Origin of the sequence: Vibrio antiquarius (assembly GCF_000024825.1) — a bacterium.
GTDB lineage: Bacteria > Pseudomonadota > Gammaproteobacteria > Enterobacterales > Vibrionaceae > Vibrio > Vibrio diabolicus.
In genome coordinates this window covers 1,556,769-1,574,888 of the sequence record NC_013456.1, presented here as the reverse complement: position 1 = coordinate 1,574,888, position 18,120 = coordinate 1,556,769, and the positions used below count along the sequence as shown (strand labels likewise).

14 protein-coding genes are annotated in these 18,120 nt (G+C 44.5%); 5 read left to right on the top strand and 9 right to left on the bottom strand.

Annotation, left to right across the window (positions count from 1 at the left end; genetic code table 11):
* Nucleotides 1-43: 43 nt before the first annotated feature.
* From lapB to sohB, 6 genes are all read right to left on the bottom strand, one after another.
* Complete coding sequence (lapB, locus tag VEA_RS07425) at nucleotides 44-1,219, bottom strand: lipopolysaccharide assembly protein LapB (RefSeq protein WP_005376665.1); 1,176 nt, start codon at nucleotides 1,217-1,219, stop codon at nucleotides 44-46.
* A gap of 18 nt (nucleotides 1,220-1,237) precedes the next feature.
* Nucleotides 1,238-1,534 (bottom strand): LapA family protein, encoded by a 297-nt coding sequence (locus VEA_RS07420; RefSeq protein WP_005397112.1) that lies wholly within the window; start codon nucleotides 1,532-1,534, stop codon nucleotides 1,238-1,240.
* A 263-nt stretch (nucleotides 1,535-1,797) separates the two neighbouring features.
* Nucleotides 1,798-2,079 (bottom strand): integration host factor subunit beta, encoded by a 282-nt coding sequence (gene ihfB / locus VEA_RS07415; protein ID WP_005385816.1) that lies wholly within the window; start codon nucleotides 2,077-2,079, stop codon nucleotides 1,798-1,800.
* 213 nt (nucleotides 2,080-2,292) lie between these two features.
* Nucleotides 2,293-3,963 (bottom strand): 30S ribosomal protein S1, encoded by a 1,671-nt coding sequence (gene rpsA / locus VEA_RS07410; protein WP_005385817.1) that lies wholly within the window; start codon nucleotides 3,961-3,963, stop codon nucleotides 2,293-2,295.
* 110 nt (nucleotides 3,964-4,073) lie between these two features.
* Nucleotides 4,074-4,754 (bottom strand): (d)CMP kinase, encoded by a 681-nt coding sequence (cmk, locus tag VEA_RS07405; RefSeq protein WP_005397113.1) that lies wholly within the window; start codon nucleotides 4,752-4,754, stop codon nucleotides 4,074-4,076.
* 208 nt (nucleotides 4,755-4,962) lie between these two features.
* Nucleotides 4,963-6,024, bottom strand: a complete 1,062-nt coding sequence (gene sohB / locus VEA_RS07400; RefSeq protein ID WP_012841596.1) for a protease SohB — start codon at nucleotides 6,022-6,024, stop codon at nucleotides 4,963-4,965.
* A 254-nt stretch (nucleotides 6,025-6,278) separates the two neighbouring features.
* Here sohB and VEA_RS07395 point away from each other — a divergent pair, with 254 nt between their 5' ends.
* The 4 genes from VEA_RS07395 to VEA_RS07380 all read left to right on the top strand — a co-directional run bounded on the left by VEA_RS07395 (nucleotide 6,279) and on the right by VEA_RS07380 (nucleotide 12,357).
* Nucleotides 6,279-7,025: a YciK family oxidoreductase gene (locus VEA_RS07395; RefSeq protein ID WP_006743161.1), complete on the top strand. Its 747-nt coding sequence runs from the start codon at nucleotides 6,279-6,281 to the stop codon at nucleotides 7,023-7,025.
* 129 nt (nucleotides 7,026-7,154) lie between these two features.
* Nucleotides 7,155-7,847: a translesion DNA synthesis-associated protein ImuA gene (gene imuA, locus VEA_RS07390; protein WP_012841595.1), complete on the top strand. Its 693-nt coding sequence runs from the start codon at nucleotides 7,155-7,157 to the stop codon at nucleotides 7,845-7,847.
* A 4-nt stretch (nucleotides 7,848-7,851) separates the two neighbouring features.
* Complete coding sequence (locus VEA_RS07385; protein WP_006743159.1) at nucleotides 7,852-9,255, top strand: Y-family DNA polymerase; 1,404 nt, start codon at nucleotides 7,852-7,854, stop codon at nucleotides 9,253-9,255.
* Between the two features lie 27 nt (nucleotides 9,256-9,282).
* Nucleotides 9,283-12,357, top strand: coding sequence for an error-prone DNA polymerase (locus VEA_RS07380; RefSeq protein ID WP_006743158.1), 3,075 nt, complete (start codon nucleotides 9,283-9,285; stop codon nucleotides 12,355-12,357).
* Nucleotides 12,358-12,432: 75 nt separating this feature from the next.
* Here VEA_RS07380 and VEA_RS07375 read toward each other — a convergent pair whose 3' ends face one another.
* Both VEA_RS07375 and mlc read right to left on the bottom strand, forming a co-directional pair.
* Complete coding sequence (locus VEA_RS07375; protein ID WP_005398212.1) at nucleotides 12,433-13,386, bottom strand: chemotaxis protein CheV; 954 nt, start codon at nucleotides 13,384-13,386, stop codon at nucleotides 12,433-12,435.
* A 370-nt stretch (nucleotides 13,387-13,756) separates the two neighbouring features.
* The gene (gene mlc / locus VEA_RS07370; protein ID WP_006743157.1) at nucleotides 13,757-14,974 is read right to left on the bottom strand and encodes a sugar metabolism global transcriptional regulator Mlc; all 1,218 of its coding nucleotides are present in this window, start codon (nucleotides 14,972-14,974) and stop codon (nucleotides 13,757-13,759) included.
* 412 nt (nucleotides 14,975-15,386) lie between these two features.
* Here mlc and pyk point away from each other — a divergent pair, with 412 nt between their 5' ends.
* On the top strand, nucleotides 15,387-16,829 hold the full coding sequence (gene pyk / locus VEA_RS07365; protein ID WP_005398214.1) for a pyruvate kinase: 1,443 nt from the start codon (nucleotides 15,387-15,389) through the stop codon (nucleotides 16,827-16,829).
* 121 nt (nucleotides 16,830-16,950) lie between these two features.
* Here the strand turns inward: pyk and VEA_RS07360 are convergent, their stop codons facing one another.
* Entirely contained in the window at nucleotides 16,951-18,102 is a 1,152-nt protein-coding gene (locus tag VEA_RS07360) for a patatin-like phospholipase family protein (RefSeq protein ID WP_005398215.1), read from the bottom strand.
* Nucleotides 18,103-18,120: the final 18 nt, after the last annotated feature.

Below are 18,120 nucleotides of genomic sequence, written 5' to 3'. Positions count from 1 at the left end.
TAAAAAAATGCAGCGGACAGAAATTCTGCCAGCTGCATTAAAATTATTCACCATCCAATCCGCGGATTGGCTTGATCGTCCCCCACCCTTTACAGGATGGGCAGTGCCAATAAAGGGAATGAGTAGAAAACCCACACTTCCGGCATCGGTAGTGTGGTTTCACTTTTAACTGTTCACCCACCATCGCTTGTAGCGTCGATAGACTGTCCTTCGCGCGACCGTCTTCTGCTTCAGCAATGTGGTAGTCAATTAATCGATAAAAGCCCTTCATGGTTGGATTTTTCAGCAGCTGTTTGGTCAGCAGCTCTTGTGCAGCCCCGACGTTCTCGTGGTGAGCAACCAACTGAGCCAACATTAACTCGGCTGATACGCCTGCTTTCTTATCAATACAAGCTCGCAGAAACTCGACAAGTTCATCTTCCTGGCCCAAATGATGGTAGCACTCTGCAATGGTTGGTAAGACATCGCTGATAAAGTCTTTGTCTTGCTCAAGCACACCCGTCAGGTATTTTATCGTGTGTTTATAATCTTCAGACTCTAGATAAATTCGTCCCAAAGCAATACTCGCTCGAACACACTTTGGGTCTTCTGCTAGGGCTTTTTTAAAGTGCTGTATTGCCTTATTAGTATTACCATCGGCTTGGTCGAGCATTGCAATTTCACACCAAAAATGAGCAATATTCGCACGCATTCTGGAGCGTTTATTACCCAACTTAGCCAATTGATTGGCGTAATAAATTGCTTTTTCCCATTCACGTGTTTGTTGGTAAATGGTTACCAATTGCTGAAGGGCCGCTTCTTTGTAATCTGGCTCTTCGACTAACTGTTCGAAGATTTTCTCTGCACGATCGAGAAAACCAGAGACCATGTAATCTTTCGCCAACTGTTGAAGTGCAAGATTCTTTTGATCCAGTGTTAAGCCAGAGCGAGAAATGAGATTTTGGTGAATTCGGATTGCACGGTCGACTTCGCCACGAGACCGGAATAGGTTACCCAACGCAAGGTGAGTATCGATGGTCTCGTTATCAACTTGGAGCAATTCAATAAAGTGATCGACAGCCTTATCTGATTGGTCAGAGAGCAGCAGATTAAGACCCGTCATATACTGACGAGAGATTTGATGAGATTGCTTCTGCTTGTCTTGCTGAGCGCTGCGATGCCCCATATACCAGCCATACGCAGCAGCTATAGGCAACAACAAGAAGAGTAGTTCAAGCATTAAAGTTAAGCCTTATCCTTATGCCTGTTTTTCGATGGCTGGCTTATCAGCAGGTTTGTTTGCATCTGTAGGTTCGTACTTTTTCAGTTTTTTCTTTAAACGACGAACTTGTAGCTGAGTTTTCAGCTGGATACTACCAAAGATAACCCACGCTAAAGCAAAGCCAACCACAAATACCACACCTAATAGTGTAGATAAGTGGAACTCTCCTTTGGCTAGAAGATAGTTAAAAGTCACGAGCTCTTGGTTTTGGGAACCTAACGCCAATGCAATTAAAAAGAGAGCTAAAACAGCAACGATTTTTATAATTTTCATTTACATCACCCTTCTAGGAGTAAGTCGGTAAGATTATGCAGGAAAATGCTTCTTCAGACTACGTATATTAGCAATAATCTATACCCAAGTAACCTCAAGATGCTTAGTTTGTAGACACGCCTAGAAGTTAAAGTTACTTGGGTGTAGAAAGCTGCAAAGAAAACAGCCAGAATCAACAGCTCGCTTCGTAAACTGCTTGGATACATTACAAAAAAGCGGCATACACAAACGTATGCCGCTTTTTTCAAACTAATAAGAGTGCGTTAGCCAATATTTACACGCTCACGAAGCTCTTTACCAGGTTTGAAATGTGGAACGTATTTACCTTCCAATTCCACTTTATCGCCCGTTTTAGGGTTACGACCTACGCGAGGCTCGCGGTAATGAAGAGAAAAACTACCAAAGCCGCGGATCTCGATACGGTCACCGCTCTCTAGCGTAGAGGCCATGTGCTCTAAAATATCTTTTACAGCATCCTCTACCTCTTTCGCTGATAAGTGTGTTTGCTCAGCGCAGAGTCTTTCAATCAGTTCAGACTTAGTCATAGTTGCCCTCTTTGAGTATCTTTATCACTTATTATAGTAAGTAATACTAATTCCAACAAACACTTGCTGACAATTCTAGACAAATTTTATGCAAAATGCGCAATGAAGAAATGCCTTTTATTAAGATAGTTTACCGTCATTAGTATTACTACTTAAATATGCTCAAATATAAAAAAGGAGCCTTGCGGCTCCTTTTTTGCTTAAGCGAGTATATTATTCGCCTTTAGCAGCTTTGAAAGCGTCAGCCATTGCGTTACCGAATGCATTGTCATCTTGCTTGTTGATAGATGCCATTGCTTCTTGCTCGTCAGCTTCGTCTTTAGCTTTGATAGATAGGTTGATTACGCGGTTCTTACGGTCTACACCTGTGAACTTCGCTTCAACAACATCACCAGCGCTTAGGATTAGAGAAGCATCTTCTACGCGATCGCGAGATACTTCAGAAGCACGGATGTAACCTTCAACGCCTTCTGCGATTTCAACAGTAGCGCCTTTAGCGTCAACAGCAGTTACAGTAGCGTTAACTAGAACACCTTTCTTGTTGTCAGCAACGTAAGCATTGAATGGGTCGTTTTCCATTTGCTTGATGCCTAGAGAGATGCGCTCACGCTCAGCGTCTACTGCTAGAACAACTGCAGAGATCTCGTCGCCTTTCTTGTACTCACGTACAGCTTCTTCGCCAGCAACATTCCAAGAAATGTCAGATAGGTGAACTAGACCGTCGATGCCGCCTTCTAGACCGATGAAGATACCGAAGTCAGTGATAGACTTGATCTTACCAGTAACTTTGTCGCCTTTAGCTTGTGCTTCAGCGAATGACTGCCATGGGTTAGCTTTACACTGTTTCAGACCTAGAGAGATACGACGACGTTCTTCGTCGATTTCAAGAACCATAACCTCAACTTCGTCGCCAACATTAACAACTTTAGAAGGGTGGATGTTCTTGTTAGTCCAATCCATTTCTGAAACGTGAACTAGACCTTCAACGCCTTCTTCGATTTCAACGAAGCAGCCGTAGTCAGTTAGGTTAGTTACGCGACCAGTTAGTTTGTGACCTTCTGGGTAACGCTTAGCGATTGCTACCCATGGATCTTCGCCTAGTTGCTTAAGACCTAGTGATACGCGAGTACGCTCACGGTCGAACTTAAGAACTTTAACTTGGATCTCGTCACCAACGTTAACGATTTCAGATGGGTGCTTAACGCGCTTCCAAGCCATATCAGTGATATGTAGAAGACCGTCAACGCCACCTAGGTCAACGAACGCACCGTAGTCAGTAAGGTTCTTAACGATACCTTTAACTTCAGAACCTTCTTGTAGAGTTTCTAGAAGCTCGTCACGCTCAACGCTGTTTTCAGATTCGATAACAGCACGACGTGAAACAACTACGTTGTTACGTTTTTGGTCAAGTTTGATAACTTTGAACTCTAGCTCTTTGTTTTCTAGGTGAGCAGTGTCGCGGATTGGACGTACGTCTACTAGAGAGCCAGGAAGGAAAGCACGGATACCGTTTAGTTCAACAGTGAAACCGCCTTTAACTTTACCGTTGATGATACCAACAACAGTTTCAGCTTCTTCGTAAGCTTTCTCAAGTACGATCCAAGCTTCGTGACGCTTAGCTTTCTCACGAGAAAGTTGAGTTTCACCGAAACCATCTTCAACAGCGTCTAGAGCTACGTCTACTTCAGCGCCAACTTCAACTTCAAGTTCGCCAGCAGCGTTCTTGAACTGTTCAGCAGGGATAGCAGATTCAGACTTAAGACCAGCGTCAACAAGAACGAAACCGTTCTCGATAGCTACTACAGTACCTTTAACGATGCTGCCTTGTTGGAATTCTGTTTCGTTTAGAAACTCTTCAAAGAGTTGAGCAAAAGATTCAGTCATTTAGTTAATCTTCAATAAATTAAACGTCCACGGGTATCCTACCGCATGGGGTTATTAAATTCGCCAGTCATCATCCTTGCGACCAACGCTCTTAGTCTAGCCGAGTATCATTACTCAGCTAGCTTCGATTCGATATATTGTAGTGCCTTTTCTACTACTTCGTCGATAGTCATCGACGTAGAATCTAGCACAAGCGCATCCTCAGCAGGGCGTAGTGGCGCCACTGGGCGGTTACGATCTCGGTCGTCACGCTCTTGGATCTCGCTTAAAAGGTCAGCAAATTTAACATCTAACCCTTTCTCTTGCAACTGTTTAAGGCGTCGATTTGCACGCTCTTCTGCGCTCGCATCAAGGAAGATTTTCGCTTGTGCACTTGGGAATACAATTGTGCCCATATCACGACCATCAGCCACTAGGCCCGGAGCGGCCTCAAATGCACGCTGACGACGTAATAATGCTTCACGAACACGTGGCAGAGCCGCAACTTTAGATGCTGCCATACCCGTTTCTTCTTTGCGAAGCTCCCCTGACACATCTTCGCCTTCTAGAACGACCTTAACTAAGTCACCCTCTGCGATAAATTGAACGTCTAGGTGTGTTGCCAGTGGGACAAGTGCGTCTTCTGACTCTGTGTCGACACCGTGGTGAATCGCAGCGAGTGCAAGTACACGATAAATTGCGCCAGAATCTAAGAGTTGGAAACCCAACTTTTTCGCCAGCAACATACATAAAGTGCCTTTACCTGCACCACTAGGTCCATCTACGGTTACAACCGGAGTTTGAGAGGACATGTTCTTCTCCACCTATAGTTTCTTTTCAGCAATTTGCTCGGTTTTCGAGGCGCGCATTATACGGGTAATCGCCCTTTGGAGCGAGGAAAAATGTCGTGTAAAGCATTACACCTAATGCGCAATTGGATTCATCAATAAACATAAGGTTCAACAAAAACGGCGAGAGCTTCCACCCTCGCCGTTTCAAATGTCATGATCTTAGGTTCGATTAAACAATCGGTTTTTGACCACGCTCAGCTAACTTTAAGATCACACTGTCAGCAATTTTGCCCGCGACACCTGCTAGCTTGTCTGCCAGTTTTTTCTTCTGCACATAATGCACAGAAAGTACGGTTTTATCTTTGCATGCCGCAACAACGATATCATCAGATGTACTAATATCATCCACCAAACCAAGCTCTTTCGCTTGTGTACCGAACCAGTGCTCACCTGTAGCTACTTTGTCTAGGTCCAAACTAGGACGACGCTCGCGAATAAAGTCTTTAAACAAGACATGTGTTTCTTCAAGCTCTTGCTTAAACTTATCGCGCGCTTTATCGGTATTCTCACCAAACATCGTTAGCGTGCGTTTATATTCACCCGCGGTTAGTTGTTCGTACTCAATGTCATGTTTCTTCAACAGTTTGTTGAAGTTAGGAATTTGTGCGATAACGCCAATAGAACCCACAATTGCAAATGGTGCAGAAACAATCTTATCTGCTACACATGCCATCATGTAACCGCCACTTGCCGCAACTTTGTCAACAGAGATAGTCAGAGGAAGACCCGCAGCTTTGATTCGGTCCAGTTGAGAAGAGGCAAGGCCGTAGCCATGAACCATACCACCGCCAGATTCTAAACGAAGTAATACTTCATCACCTTCACGTGCGACAGCCAAAATAGCAGTGATCTCTTCACGTAGAGACGCGACTTCTTTTGCATCTATGCTACCGTTAAAATCAAGAACAAATAGGTGTGGTTCACGCTTGCTATCTAATGAACCGTCTTTGCTCGCTTGTTTGATTTCTTTCTCGCGAGATTTGTTCTTCTCTTTTTCTTCTTTTTTGACGGCTTTATCTCGAGCCTTGATGAAAGCATCGTCATGCAAATGATGCTCTAACTGTTCAACAGATTGTTTGTGTTGCTCTGAAAGGTTGGTAATCTCTAACTCCCCTTTCGCCGCACCCGATTTGCCACCAGCCGATTTTGCAATAATGAGCAGAACAATTATCGCAGCAACCACCGTGATAATTTTGGCCAGAAACAGACCATAATCTAATAAAAATTCCAACGAGAGCTCCTTTATCTCATTTCAGATGACGTTAGTATGTTACGCAGAAACATCAGCGAGAAGGCAGCGCGGTTTGTAACCACTTGTTCTGATTGATAGCATACCTAACGAAAGTTCTGGAATTGGTATAACACATGAATTGGTGTATTGTAACCATCTTGTCACGATTACCAAGATTTTCCATTGAGAAACAGGCGTTTTTTAGCGTCAATTAACTATCATGGACCCTCTTACAATAATAAGGATTTATCGCCGTGAACTACTCCGTTTCAGCTGATGCTCTAAAAGGTAAAGTCATTCTTGTTACTGGCGCTGGTAATGGCATCGGCCGTCAAGCCGCGCTTTCTTATGCCGAGCACGGTGCAACTGTTATTCTCTTGGGTAGAAATGTGCAAAACCTTGAATCTATCTATGATGAGATTGAAGCCGCTGGCTACCCACAAGCTGCTATCATTCCTCTGGATCTCAAGGGCGCAACTAAGCAAAATTACATTGATATGGCAGAGACAATCGAAGGACAGTTTGGTCGTTTGGATGGCCTATTACACAACGCAGGTGTCTTGAGTTCGCTGTGTCCATTTGATCAAATCAAAGAGGAAGATTTCGACGATATCATGCAGATCAACGTGAAAGCAGAAGTGTTAATGACTCAAGCACTACTGCCTGTGATGCGTAAATCAGAAGCTGGGCGTATTATCTTTACCTCTTCGACCGTCGGCCACTCTGGTCGCGCTTTCTGGGGGCCATACGCTATCTCTAAATTTGCCGTAGAAGGCATGATGCAAGTTTTGGCTGACGAGCTGAGTGATACGCCGATCCGTGTTAACGCAATTAACCCTGGTGCAACTCGTACTCGCATGCGTGAAAAAGCATACCCGGGTGAAGATGCAAATACTCTCAAAACGCCATTGGATCTCATGCCGCTATATTTGCACTTAATGGATCCAGCGGTTACCGATGTGAATGGTCAGTGCATCGACGCTCAACCGAAGCGTAAATAACGAATTCAGGTTACCTCACATAATCGATTGAAAAGGCAGCAAACGCTGCCTTTTTTCATTTCTCTCTTCATAAAAATCTTGCGACTTTCTGTCATAGAAATATACTGTACATATATACAGGTATTTATTATGCACGATATTATTCAGCACTTAAAAAGCCAGCACCTTGTTTGGCAAGCAAATTTAACGAAAACAGATCCTCAGCAGTTGCGGACTAGTTCCGGGTTTTCTGAATTAGATGATTTGCTCGGCGGAGGCTTTCCACCTCATGGCGTAGTGGAGATGGAATCTATTGGTAGTATTGGTGAATTGCGTTTGCTCGCTCCTTATTTAAAAGCCACCCAGACCAATGGTGTGACTGCATTTATTCAACCTCCCGCGTTAGTGAATTCTCTGTTCTTACACTACATCGGTTTGGATATAAACCAAGTGTGGGTCGTTAATCCAGCTCATCCCAAAGATGCTCTTTGGGCTGCAGAGCAATGTCTGAAAAGTGGGGTATGCAGTAATGTTTTGTTATGGCAAGAAGAGCTTGAAATACATCAAGTGAAACGCTTACAGGTAGCGAGTGAGCAAGGCACTTGTCCTCTATTCATGCTCAAGCCTAATATGACAAACCGCTTGTCTTTACCTGTTTCATTAAGCCTAAAGCTGCAAGGTAATGTACAAGGCGTCAAAGTGGAAGTTCTCAAGCGAAAAGGCGGTTGGAGCAAAGGCAGTGTCGATATCAGTTTCCAACACCACTACCCACAACTGGTAATGCCAAGCACGACTCACATTCCATCAACGGTGGTCAATTTCCCATTGGCGAACCAAGGTTAGTGATATGGCTTTATGGATTTACTTGCACTTCCCTCGCCTACAGCTAGACGCACTCTTTGGTGATAACCAAAATCAACCCGTGGTGATTGTAGAAAGCCAACGTTGTCAGATCATTCAATACAACGGCATTGCCGAGCAACAAGGTATTAAGCCTGGTATGGGCTTAGGCAGTGCTGCGTCCTTGTGTCGAGATTTACAAGTGCATCCTTATCATCCACAAACCGAATTAAATAAATTACAAGAGGTAGCTCAGTGGTTGTATTTGATCACATCTGACGTTGTATTGATGCCAAACCAAGGTATTTTGCTGCGTGCTACTCCAATGCTCGCTCTGTATGAAGGGTTTGAAAACTATTGGAACAAAGTCAGAGATCACTTATCGGAGCTGAAACTGAGTTTTCAATTCGGATGTGGTTTTTCGCCTCTGTCAGCCAAGTTAATGGCATTGGCAGGAGCAAATGTTCTTAGTGACGACAAATCTCTTATCGAACAAATGTTATTCCCATTACCGCTGCCTCTAACCGATTTATCGAGCTCTATGGTTGAAAAGCTGCACCGCGTAGGCGTTACTTCCTTAAAGGGGTTACTTGAACTGCCGTTGCCAGACATCGCTCGACGCTTTGATATCGATTTGGTGAACTACGTTGGTCGACTGACAGGGCAGTTCAAGCATCCTGTAGACTTTTATCACCCGACCGAATCCTTCCAAGTTTATTTAGAGCTGTTATTTGAGCTCGAAAACGTCCAGTGGATTGAAAAGCCGCTGGCCAAGTTACTTCGTCAACTCGAAACCTTTCTTAAATTAAGAGATAAGGTCGCTTTTGAGCTGTGTTTAACACTCCACCAGCGTGAGAAACAAGAGCAACACCTTCAACTCACTTCTGCGCAAGGTGATTACCTATGTCAGCGTTGGCAGCAGTTAGCGAGTTTAAGCTTAGAGTCACTCTCGCTCAATGGCCCAGTCACAGGGCTAACGTTAAAAGTCGTCCGTCAAGGTGAGCCTCTTAGTGCATCACGCGATCTCTTTGCTGGGCAAAAAGGGAACATGAATGCTTTAGAACTGCTCTCTTTACTGCAAGCTAAATTGGGGAAAAGTGCCGTGTTAAAACCCAACATCGCTTGCGATCCTAGACCAGAAAAGGCCAGTCAGTATCGCCCTGCTGATGCTCCAGATGAAAAGGAGCACGCCATACCATCCATACTACGCCCCGCAATGCAATTGCCCACTCCCATTGCATTGCAAGAGCAAGTCTCTTTGGTCCACGGACCTGAGCGAATCGTTTCTGGATGGTGGGATGGTGATGAGATCATGCGTGATTACTACATTGCACACACCAAGCAAGGCCGCTGGTTATGGATATTTCGCGATCAGCACAAGCACTGGTTTCTTCATGGCTATTTTTGTTAAATCGACAGTTATTTTTGTTGGATCATTATGAGTTACGCGGAACTATTTTGTCAGTCTAACTTCTCTTTTTTGACTGGGGCTTCTCATGCAGAAGAACTGGTACTCCAAGCTGCTTTCTATCGCTATCAAGCTCTAGCCATAACTGATGAATGTTCGGTCGCGGGCGTTGTCAAAGCCCATGCGACCATCGAACAACATAAACTCGATATCAAACAAATCGTTGGAAGTATGTTTTGGTTAAATGATGAATGCCAAATCGTACTGCTTTGCCCTTGTCGCAAGGCTTATGCCGAGTTGTGTCGTATCATCACAAACGCAAGAAGACGAAGTGAAAAAGGCAACTATCAACTGTTCGAATGGGATTTGATGTCGATTCGACATTGCTTGGTATTGTGGCTGCCCACACATCAAGAGAGTGACCACTATTGGGGACGCTGGCTCAATCAACACCACGCTAATCGTTTGTGGGTAGCGATTCAGCGCCATTTGAGTAACAACGATACTGAGTACATTGCGCACTGCGAGCAGTTAGCACATGAATTTCAATTACCTATAACTGCCTGCGGAGGCGTTCTCATGCATGATGTTGAACGCTTGCCATTACAGCATGTACTTACCGCTATAAAGCATCGGTGTAGCGTCGATAAACTCGGTTTTGATCGTATTTCGAATACAGAACGAGCGCTTCGTCCTTTTAAAAAATTGGTTCGGATTTACAAACCAGAATGGCTGGAAGAAAGTACCTACATCGCCGATTTATGCGAGTTTAAGCTCTCCGATTTAAAATACGAATATCCTACCGAGCTGATCCCAGATGGTTATACACCCGACTCTTACTTACGTATGTTAGTCGAGCGTGGTAAAAAGCTGCGTTTTCCTGAAGGCGTGCCAGCAGAAGTCAATCAAACCATCGAGAATGAACTTGCGCTTATTCAAGAGCTGAAATACCACTACTACTTCCTTACCATCCACGACATCGTAATGTTCGCGAAACAACAAGGCATTCTTTACCAAGGTCGAGGTTCCGCCGCAAACTCTGTGGTGTGCTATTGCCTGGAAATTACCGCCGTCGACCCTCGACAAATCGCAGTCTTATTCGAACGATTTATCAGTAAAGAACGTAAGGAACCGCCGGATATTGATGTGGACTTTGAACACGAGCGCCGTGAAGAGGTTATCCAATATATTTACAAAAAATATGGCCGTGAGCGTGCAGCACTTTCTGCAACAGTGATCAGCTATCGCTTTAAAAGTGCCGTGCGTGAAGTCGGTAAAGCGCTAGGGATTGAAGAGACCCAACTAGATTTTTTCATTAAGAACGTTAATCGCCGAGATCGCAGCCAAGGCTGGCAAGCTCAAGTTATTGAACTTGGCTTACAACCAGAATCTCTCAAAGGGCAGCAGTTTATCCAATTGGTCAACGAGATCATTGGCTTCCCACGCCACTTATCTCAGCACGTGGGTGGCTTTGTAATTTCATCTGGCCCTTTATATGAGTTGGTACCTGTTGAAAATGCCTCGATGGAAGATCGCACTATCATTCAATGGGACAAAGACGATTTAGAAAGCTTGAAGCTATTAAAAGTCGATGTGCTCGCACTCGGCATGTTAAACGCCATCAGAAAGTGCTTTCAACTGGTCGAGAAACACCACCAGCGATCCCTCTCGATTTCCGAGATCACTCGCCGACAAGATGATCCACACGTGTACGGCATGATCCAAAAAGCTGACACGATAGGCGTATTCCAAATTGAATCTCGTGCACAAATGAGCATGCTTCCTCGCCTAAAGCCTGCTTGTTATTACGACTTAGTGATTCAAATTGCAATTGTTCGTCCAGGCCCTATTCAGGGTGATATGGTGCATCCTTTTTTAAAACGACGAGATCAAAAAGAGCCAGTCAGTTATCCATCGGAAGAAGTAAAAAGCGTTCTGGAGCGGACTATGGGCGTCCCTATTTTCCAAGAGCAAGTCATCAAGCTAGCCATGGTAGCCGCAGGGTTTAGCGGCGGCGAGGCCGATCAACTCCGTCGAGCGATGGCATCATGGAAAAAGAATGGCGATCTCGCTAAATTCAGGCCAAAATTGATCAATGGTATGCAAGAGAGAGGTTATGACTTAGCGTTTGCTGAGCGCATTTTCGATCAGATTTGCGGCTTTGGTGAGTACGGCTTCCCTGAAAGTCATTCAGCGTCTTTCGCAGTGCTGGCATATTGTTCTGCATGGTTAAAATATTATTACCCAGCCGAATTTTACACTGCATTGTTGAACAGCCAACCAATGGGATTTTATAGCCCATCGCAATTAGTACAAGATGCTCGCCGACATGGCGTCGAAGTATTGCCGGTGTGCGTCAATCATTCAAAATATCAACATCATCTCGTCTCACGTCCGAATGGCAGGCTCGGCGTGCAACTTGGTTTTCGCTTGGTGAAAGGCTTTAACGCAGAAAGCGCACAAAGACTTATTGAGCGCAAACCACTTAATGGTTACCGATCGATTCAAGAAGTAAAGCAGATATTAAGAAGCCGAAGTGACATTGAATTATTGGCTTCAGCCAATGCATTTCAGGCCTTATCGGGGAATCGTTATAACGCACGCTGGGCAGCAATGGATTCCTTATCTGACCTACCATTGTTTCACAAGGTCGAAGAACCCAGTGTTAGCTATCAAACTCAGCCCTCAGAATATGAAAATTTAATTGAGGATTACGCGAGCACGGGACTATCTCTTAGCCGCCACCCGATTAAATTATTAGAAGAAACGGGCAAACTCCCTCATTTTACCCGCATGAGGCAACTGGCAGAGAAACCGCATAGGTCATTGGTCACAGTGGTAGGCGTGGTAACGGGAAGACAATCTCCAGGCACCGCCGCTGGCGTGACATTTTTTACGTTAGAAGATGACACAGGCAACATTAATGTGGTCGTTTGGCAAGCGACAGCACGAGCCCAAAAGCAAGCGTATTTAGGCGCTAAAGTATTAATGGTGAAAGGCATTCTTGAAAGAGAGGGAGAAGTCACGCACGTTATTGCTGGCAAGTTGATTGATTGCACGCACTATTTGAATAATCTACAAAGTAAATCTCGCGACTTTCATTAGTACAGAGATATTAATAAGCGAGGCGTTAAAAAATCAGAGGGAGAGCTGCTCCCCCTCTGATTTCACTATATCTAATCATGCACTTTTAGAAAGCATCTGGCGTAATCGGTCTTGAGCAACTTCAACCAACAGATCTGGTTGGAATTTAGAGATAAAACGATCACAACCTACTTTTTGTACCATGGCTTCATTAAAGCTGCCGCTCAGAGAAGTGTTCAACGTAATAAACAACTTAGACATACGTGGATCTTGGCGCACTTCATGAGTCAGTTTATAACCGTCCATTTCAGGCATTTCAGCATCCGTAATCATCATCAACAGCTCTTTTTCTACGTCTTTCCCTTCATCACACCAGCGCTTTAAAACTGTTAGCGCTTCTAGTCCGTCACGACACTCGATGATATTCATACCCAATTGAGAAAGCGTATCGCGAACTTGATTACGAGCTGTAGATGAATCATCCACAATCAGAACATTACGCCCGACCATTGCTTGGGCAAGTTCTTGATCCAGAATGTCCGCTGAAATCGTGACGTCGTAATGCACGATCTCTGCTAAAACTTTTTCAACGTCAATAATTTCGACAATTTGAGAGGCATCCCCCTCTTTGATTTGCGTGATAGCTGTGAGGTAATTCGAGCGACCAGACGTGGAAGGAGGCGGCTGAATTTCAGTCCATGCCGTATTAATAATGTTTTTAACCGGACCGACTAAGAAGCCCTGCACCGTACGGTTGTACTCTGTCACGATCAAATTTTCTTCTTCCGCTTCACCACGCAAAGCTGGGAAACCTATTGCGCCACGCAAATCAATCACTGGCACCGCTTCACCTCGTAAAGAAGCGACCCCACGAATGTTGTAGTGTGAGCCAGGAAGCTTGGTTAACGGTGGCAGCTTGATGACCTCTTTCACTTTGAACACATTAATCGCAAACAATTGGCGACTATTTAAAGTGAACAGCAGAAGCTCTAGTCGGTTTTCACCAACCAAGTTCGTACGCTGGTCAACCGTATTTAACACTCCGGACATACTACTACCTAAATTATGGATAATTCTTATTTTTACTCGAAATCAATACAGACACATCAAGGTTCTAAACCCAAATAACCTTAAGATATTTGTTTTTCGAGCATGGCTTGAAAGTACAACGGTTTCAGCGCATTACTTCCCTTCTATTTGTATCAGACACAAAGTCACTCTACACATTGAAAGCCATTTGGGTTTATTTACTTGAGCTTTTTAGGAAATTACATGAATGGCGCAGATATAGCAATGCAGCACAACTCAAATTCACCTTCTAGTAATAGGCGATCAAAAAGGGTGAGCTGTTAAGCCTCACCCTAAATCATCTAAAAATGTATAGGCTCGACACCTAAGCACTTCATCATGTTTGAAGCAATTAGCCTTCCACAACCTTCATCAATAACTGACCATCGTACAACGCTTGCTTGATCAACGCGGCACCAGGCATTGTTGCTTGCTTATAGAAACGAGATTCCACCAGCTCAAGATCTTGGTGATAAACCGGTAAACTCTGCTCTTCGATACAGCGACGCACCGCAGGATAAAGTACATCTTTTGCTTGGTTAATCACACCACCGATCAAGATCTTCTCAGGGTTAAATAAGTTGATCACAATAGCAATTGCGGAACCTAAGTAGCGTCCAAGCTTTTCAATCACATCAACTGCCAACGTATCACCGTTCGCTGCCGCTTCACAAATGCTCTCAATACTCATTTCTTCTTGTTCAGCAAGAATAGAGTCTTCGCCATCAGCAATTCGTCTTACGACTTCTTCACGAATGGCTTGAGAACTGGCAACGGTTTCCAAACAACCAATGTTGCCACAATGACAACGTTTTCCATTTGGATCGATTTGAATATGCCCAAGCTCACCAATGTTGCCGTGACGACCTTGCAAAACGCGCCCATCCAGAATGATGCCGGCACCTAAACCATGGTGAATAGAGATAAGAACGGAGTTGTCATTATCTTGAGAATGGCCGAAAAGCTTTTCTGCTAATGCCCAAGCTCGCGTGTCATTGGCAATGAACACTGGCAAGCCCGTTGCTTTGTATATCTCTGGTCCAAGAGCAAGATTTTCGACATTGTAATGAGGCATTTGCAGCACGACACCTTGCTCTGAATTCACAAGGCCAGGCAGCGTAATTGCAATACTGGTAACACGGTCAAGTTGATCCGCGTAAGTTTGGAAGAATTCATCAATTTCGTAGAGCAGACGCTCAAGCACATCGTCTTGGTCACGTTCGTGTATCTCGATTTTAGTATCGATCAACACATCGCCACCTAGCTCATGCAGAGCAATAGTTAAATAACCTCGCCCCAAACGCATTGACAGAAATTGCCACCCTTCGTTGTTGACCTGCAAACCGACGGCAGGTCGACCACGACTCGTCGCTTCTTGTACTGTGGTTTCATGAATCAAGTGCGCTTCAATTAATTCTCGAGTGATTTTGGTGATACTGGCAGGAGCAAGCTCACTCTGCTTGGACAAATCAATTCGAGAAATAGGACCTTTTAGGTCAATTAGTTTATATACACGACCAGCATTGACCTGTTTGATATGATCAATATGGCCCGGTTGAGCCATGTACATCTTGCACTCCGAAATTCTATAACGAGACAATTTTTTTACTTTGCGAACTAATTGTGAAGTGAATTAATAAATCCCCGTGACAAGCATCACGTATAAACCTGTTTGTTTGTGTATTCAATCAAATAACGAAGAATCTACTCCTGTTAAATTGTTTGAAAAATAACTTATTTTTATTCACTAAATTATGAAGCAACTCCTGTTACAACAGCGCATTCTCTCCAATAGAGGCTGAAGCCTATGGAATATCTGTCTGTTTTACCGGGGTTACTCTTAATGTAAACATTCTGTGCATATACTTATACTCAAGCAGCTTTAAGGTGTGGGCTCAGCAACGAGGCGGACCTTGAGAGCGATTGAGGAAAGTAAGGATAGAGTTCAAGTTACCTTTACACATACATTCATCGGAGAATCTATGACTTCCAAACTAAGACGAACAAAAATTGTCACCACGCTTGGTCCTTCAACGGATAAGGACAATGTACTTGAGGAGATCATCAAAGCCGGTGCAAACGTTGTCCGTATGAATTTCTCACATGGAACCAGTGAAGACCACATTCAACGCGCCAAAAAAGTCCGTACTATTGCGGCAAAGCTTGGGCGTCAAGTTGCTATCCTCGGCGACTTGCAAGGCCCTAAAATCCGCGTATCGACCTTTAAAGACGGCCAAGTCATGTTAAATGTGGGCGATAAATTCACATTAGACAGTGATTTACCAAAAGGTGAAGGCAACCAAGAGTCCGTAGGGCTAGATTATAAAGAACTGCCGCAAGATGTGTCACCAAACGACATTCTGTTACTCGATGATGGACGCGTTCAACTGCAAGTCACCAGCGTCGAAGGCAATAAAGTTCATACCCGTGTGATTGTTGGTGGTCCACTATCTAATAATAAAGGGATCAACAAAAAAGGCGGCGGATTGTCAGCCGATGCGCTCACAGAGAAAGATAAAGCCGACATTCTTACCGCCGCAGAAATTCAAGTGGACTACCTTGCTATTTCGTTCCCACGTAACGGCGAAGACATGCATTATGCTCGACGCCTAGCCAGAGATGCGGGCCTCGAAGCCATGCTGGTGGCCAAAGTCGAACGAGCAGAAACCGTCGCGACCAATGAGTCTATTGACGATATTATTCTCGCATCCGATGTGGTGATGGTAGCGCGTGGCGATCTGGGGGTAGAAATCGGCGATCCTGAACTTATTGGCGTCCAGAAAAAGCTGATTCGCCGCGCACGCAGCTTAAACCGCATCGTGATTACTGCGACACAAATGATGGAGTCCATGATTACTAGCCCGATGCCGACGCGTGCTGAAGTGATGGACGTGGCCAATGCGGTTCTAGACGGCACTGACGCCGTGATGCTGTCTGGAGAGACCGCAGCAGGTAAATACCCTGTAGAAACGGTCAAATCCATGGCCGAGGTATGTGTGGGCGCAGAAAAAATGTCTGAGGCAAGCCTATCCACTTATCGCTTAGATCGCACCTTCGAAACCGCTGAAGAAACCATCGCAATGGCAACCATGTACTCTGCGAATCACATGGAAGGAATTAAAGCGATGATCTCGTTAACAGAATCTGGCAGGACTGCGTTGATGATGTCTCGCTTAAGCTCTGGCTTACCAATATTTGCCTTATCACGTAATGAATCCACGCTCAATCGAGCTGCACTATACCGAGGCGTGACACCGGTATATTTCGAGTCAAAAAGTGATGCAGGTTTACCGACAGCTCAAGCTGCGATTGCCAGCCTTAAAGAACAAGGGTTCTTGCACAAGGGTGATTTAGTCATGATAACTCAAGGCGATGTAATGGATGTCGTTGGTTCAACCAACTGCATGCGAATTCTGCAAGCATAACCTTTATACCTAACCCTATTAACCACAGAGATTAGGTACGCACACGAATGAGGCTCCGAAAACGGAGCCTCATTTATTTACACTTCACTTTGTATTTAGCTTATGTCGTTAATACAAAAGGTTATGCACTCTCTCTGCCATCAATTTCAATATTCAGTTGGTCATAGAGTTGAACCAGATTAAACCCCGCCTGAAGTCCGAGTTGATAATCATGCTCTAGTGATTCTTGGTCACTTAACAAAGAAGAAGAACGAAGCCCCTCTTTAGGCGCGATTTGTAAAATGAAAGTATCGTCAGGTGGAGCAGATATAAAGGCCTGAGTGAGCTCAAATGTTTGATAGTGAATCATCAGCATGTCGGCTAAACCTGAGTCAAAATTCTCACCGATTAAATGGCTTAAACGATACAAATTATCAGCACCGAACAACCAACGGCCTCCATTCAATAGCATTTTTCCGGCAAGCTTCGATTGATGGGCGGCATTAATTTTTTGTTGGAAGAACGAAGCCCAATCCAACTTCCATCGATTCACTTTTTGCTGCCATGATTGCTGCACCGAATTAATAGACTCTCGATACCACTCGACAGGCACATCCCCTACTTCACTTTGCGCTCTCGCTTCAATCTCCGAGAACGGTTCTGTTCGGATGACAATAATGTTGCGAGCATTCTGACGCCACGCTTCTTGAACAGGGATAGAAGCCGACACACCACCATCAACAAACTTATTGCCATTAACGTCGACAGGTCCGTGGTACAACTTAGGAATCGCGCATGTTGCTAACATGGTGTTAAACCACGTGTCACCCAAGATTGGTAAATATTGATCCGATAGCGTCTCTACATTTGTTACCGCTGCAAACGCACCTCGCCCTCCTAGTGCACTGCGGCCTAAATCAAGATCAAGCTTGTAAGGGAAATCTTGAATCCGCTCTAACGCCCACTCTAAACCCAAGTACTGCTGTTTTCGAATATAACGAAACAGATTAAAAAACTCAGGAGACGTTGTCAGTTCGGTAATAAAAGCTTTGCCCATACCGTGTTGACGACATAAGTAAGAGCATAAATTGAGTGCCCCAGCAGAGGTACCGTAGAATTCATCGAAAGGATCAAAGTTGGAAAGTAAAAATGCGTCTAATACGCCAGCGGTAAAAATCCCTCTCTGCCCTCCACCTTGCGTGACTAAAGCAGTTTTTCCGTGCCTGAAATGCTCATAAACTTTGACATCAAGCTCAGTGTGGCTTTCTGTGATTATACCGCTGTTACGTATCATAGGCTCACGCCATTTTGT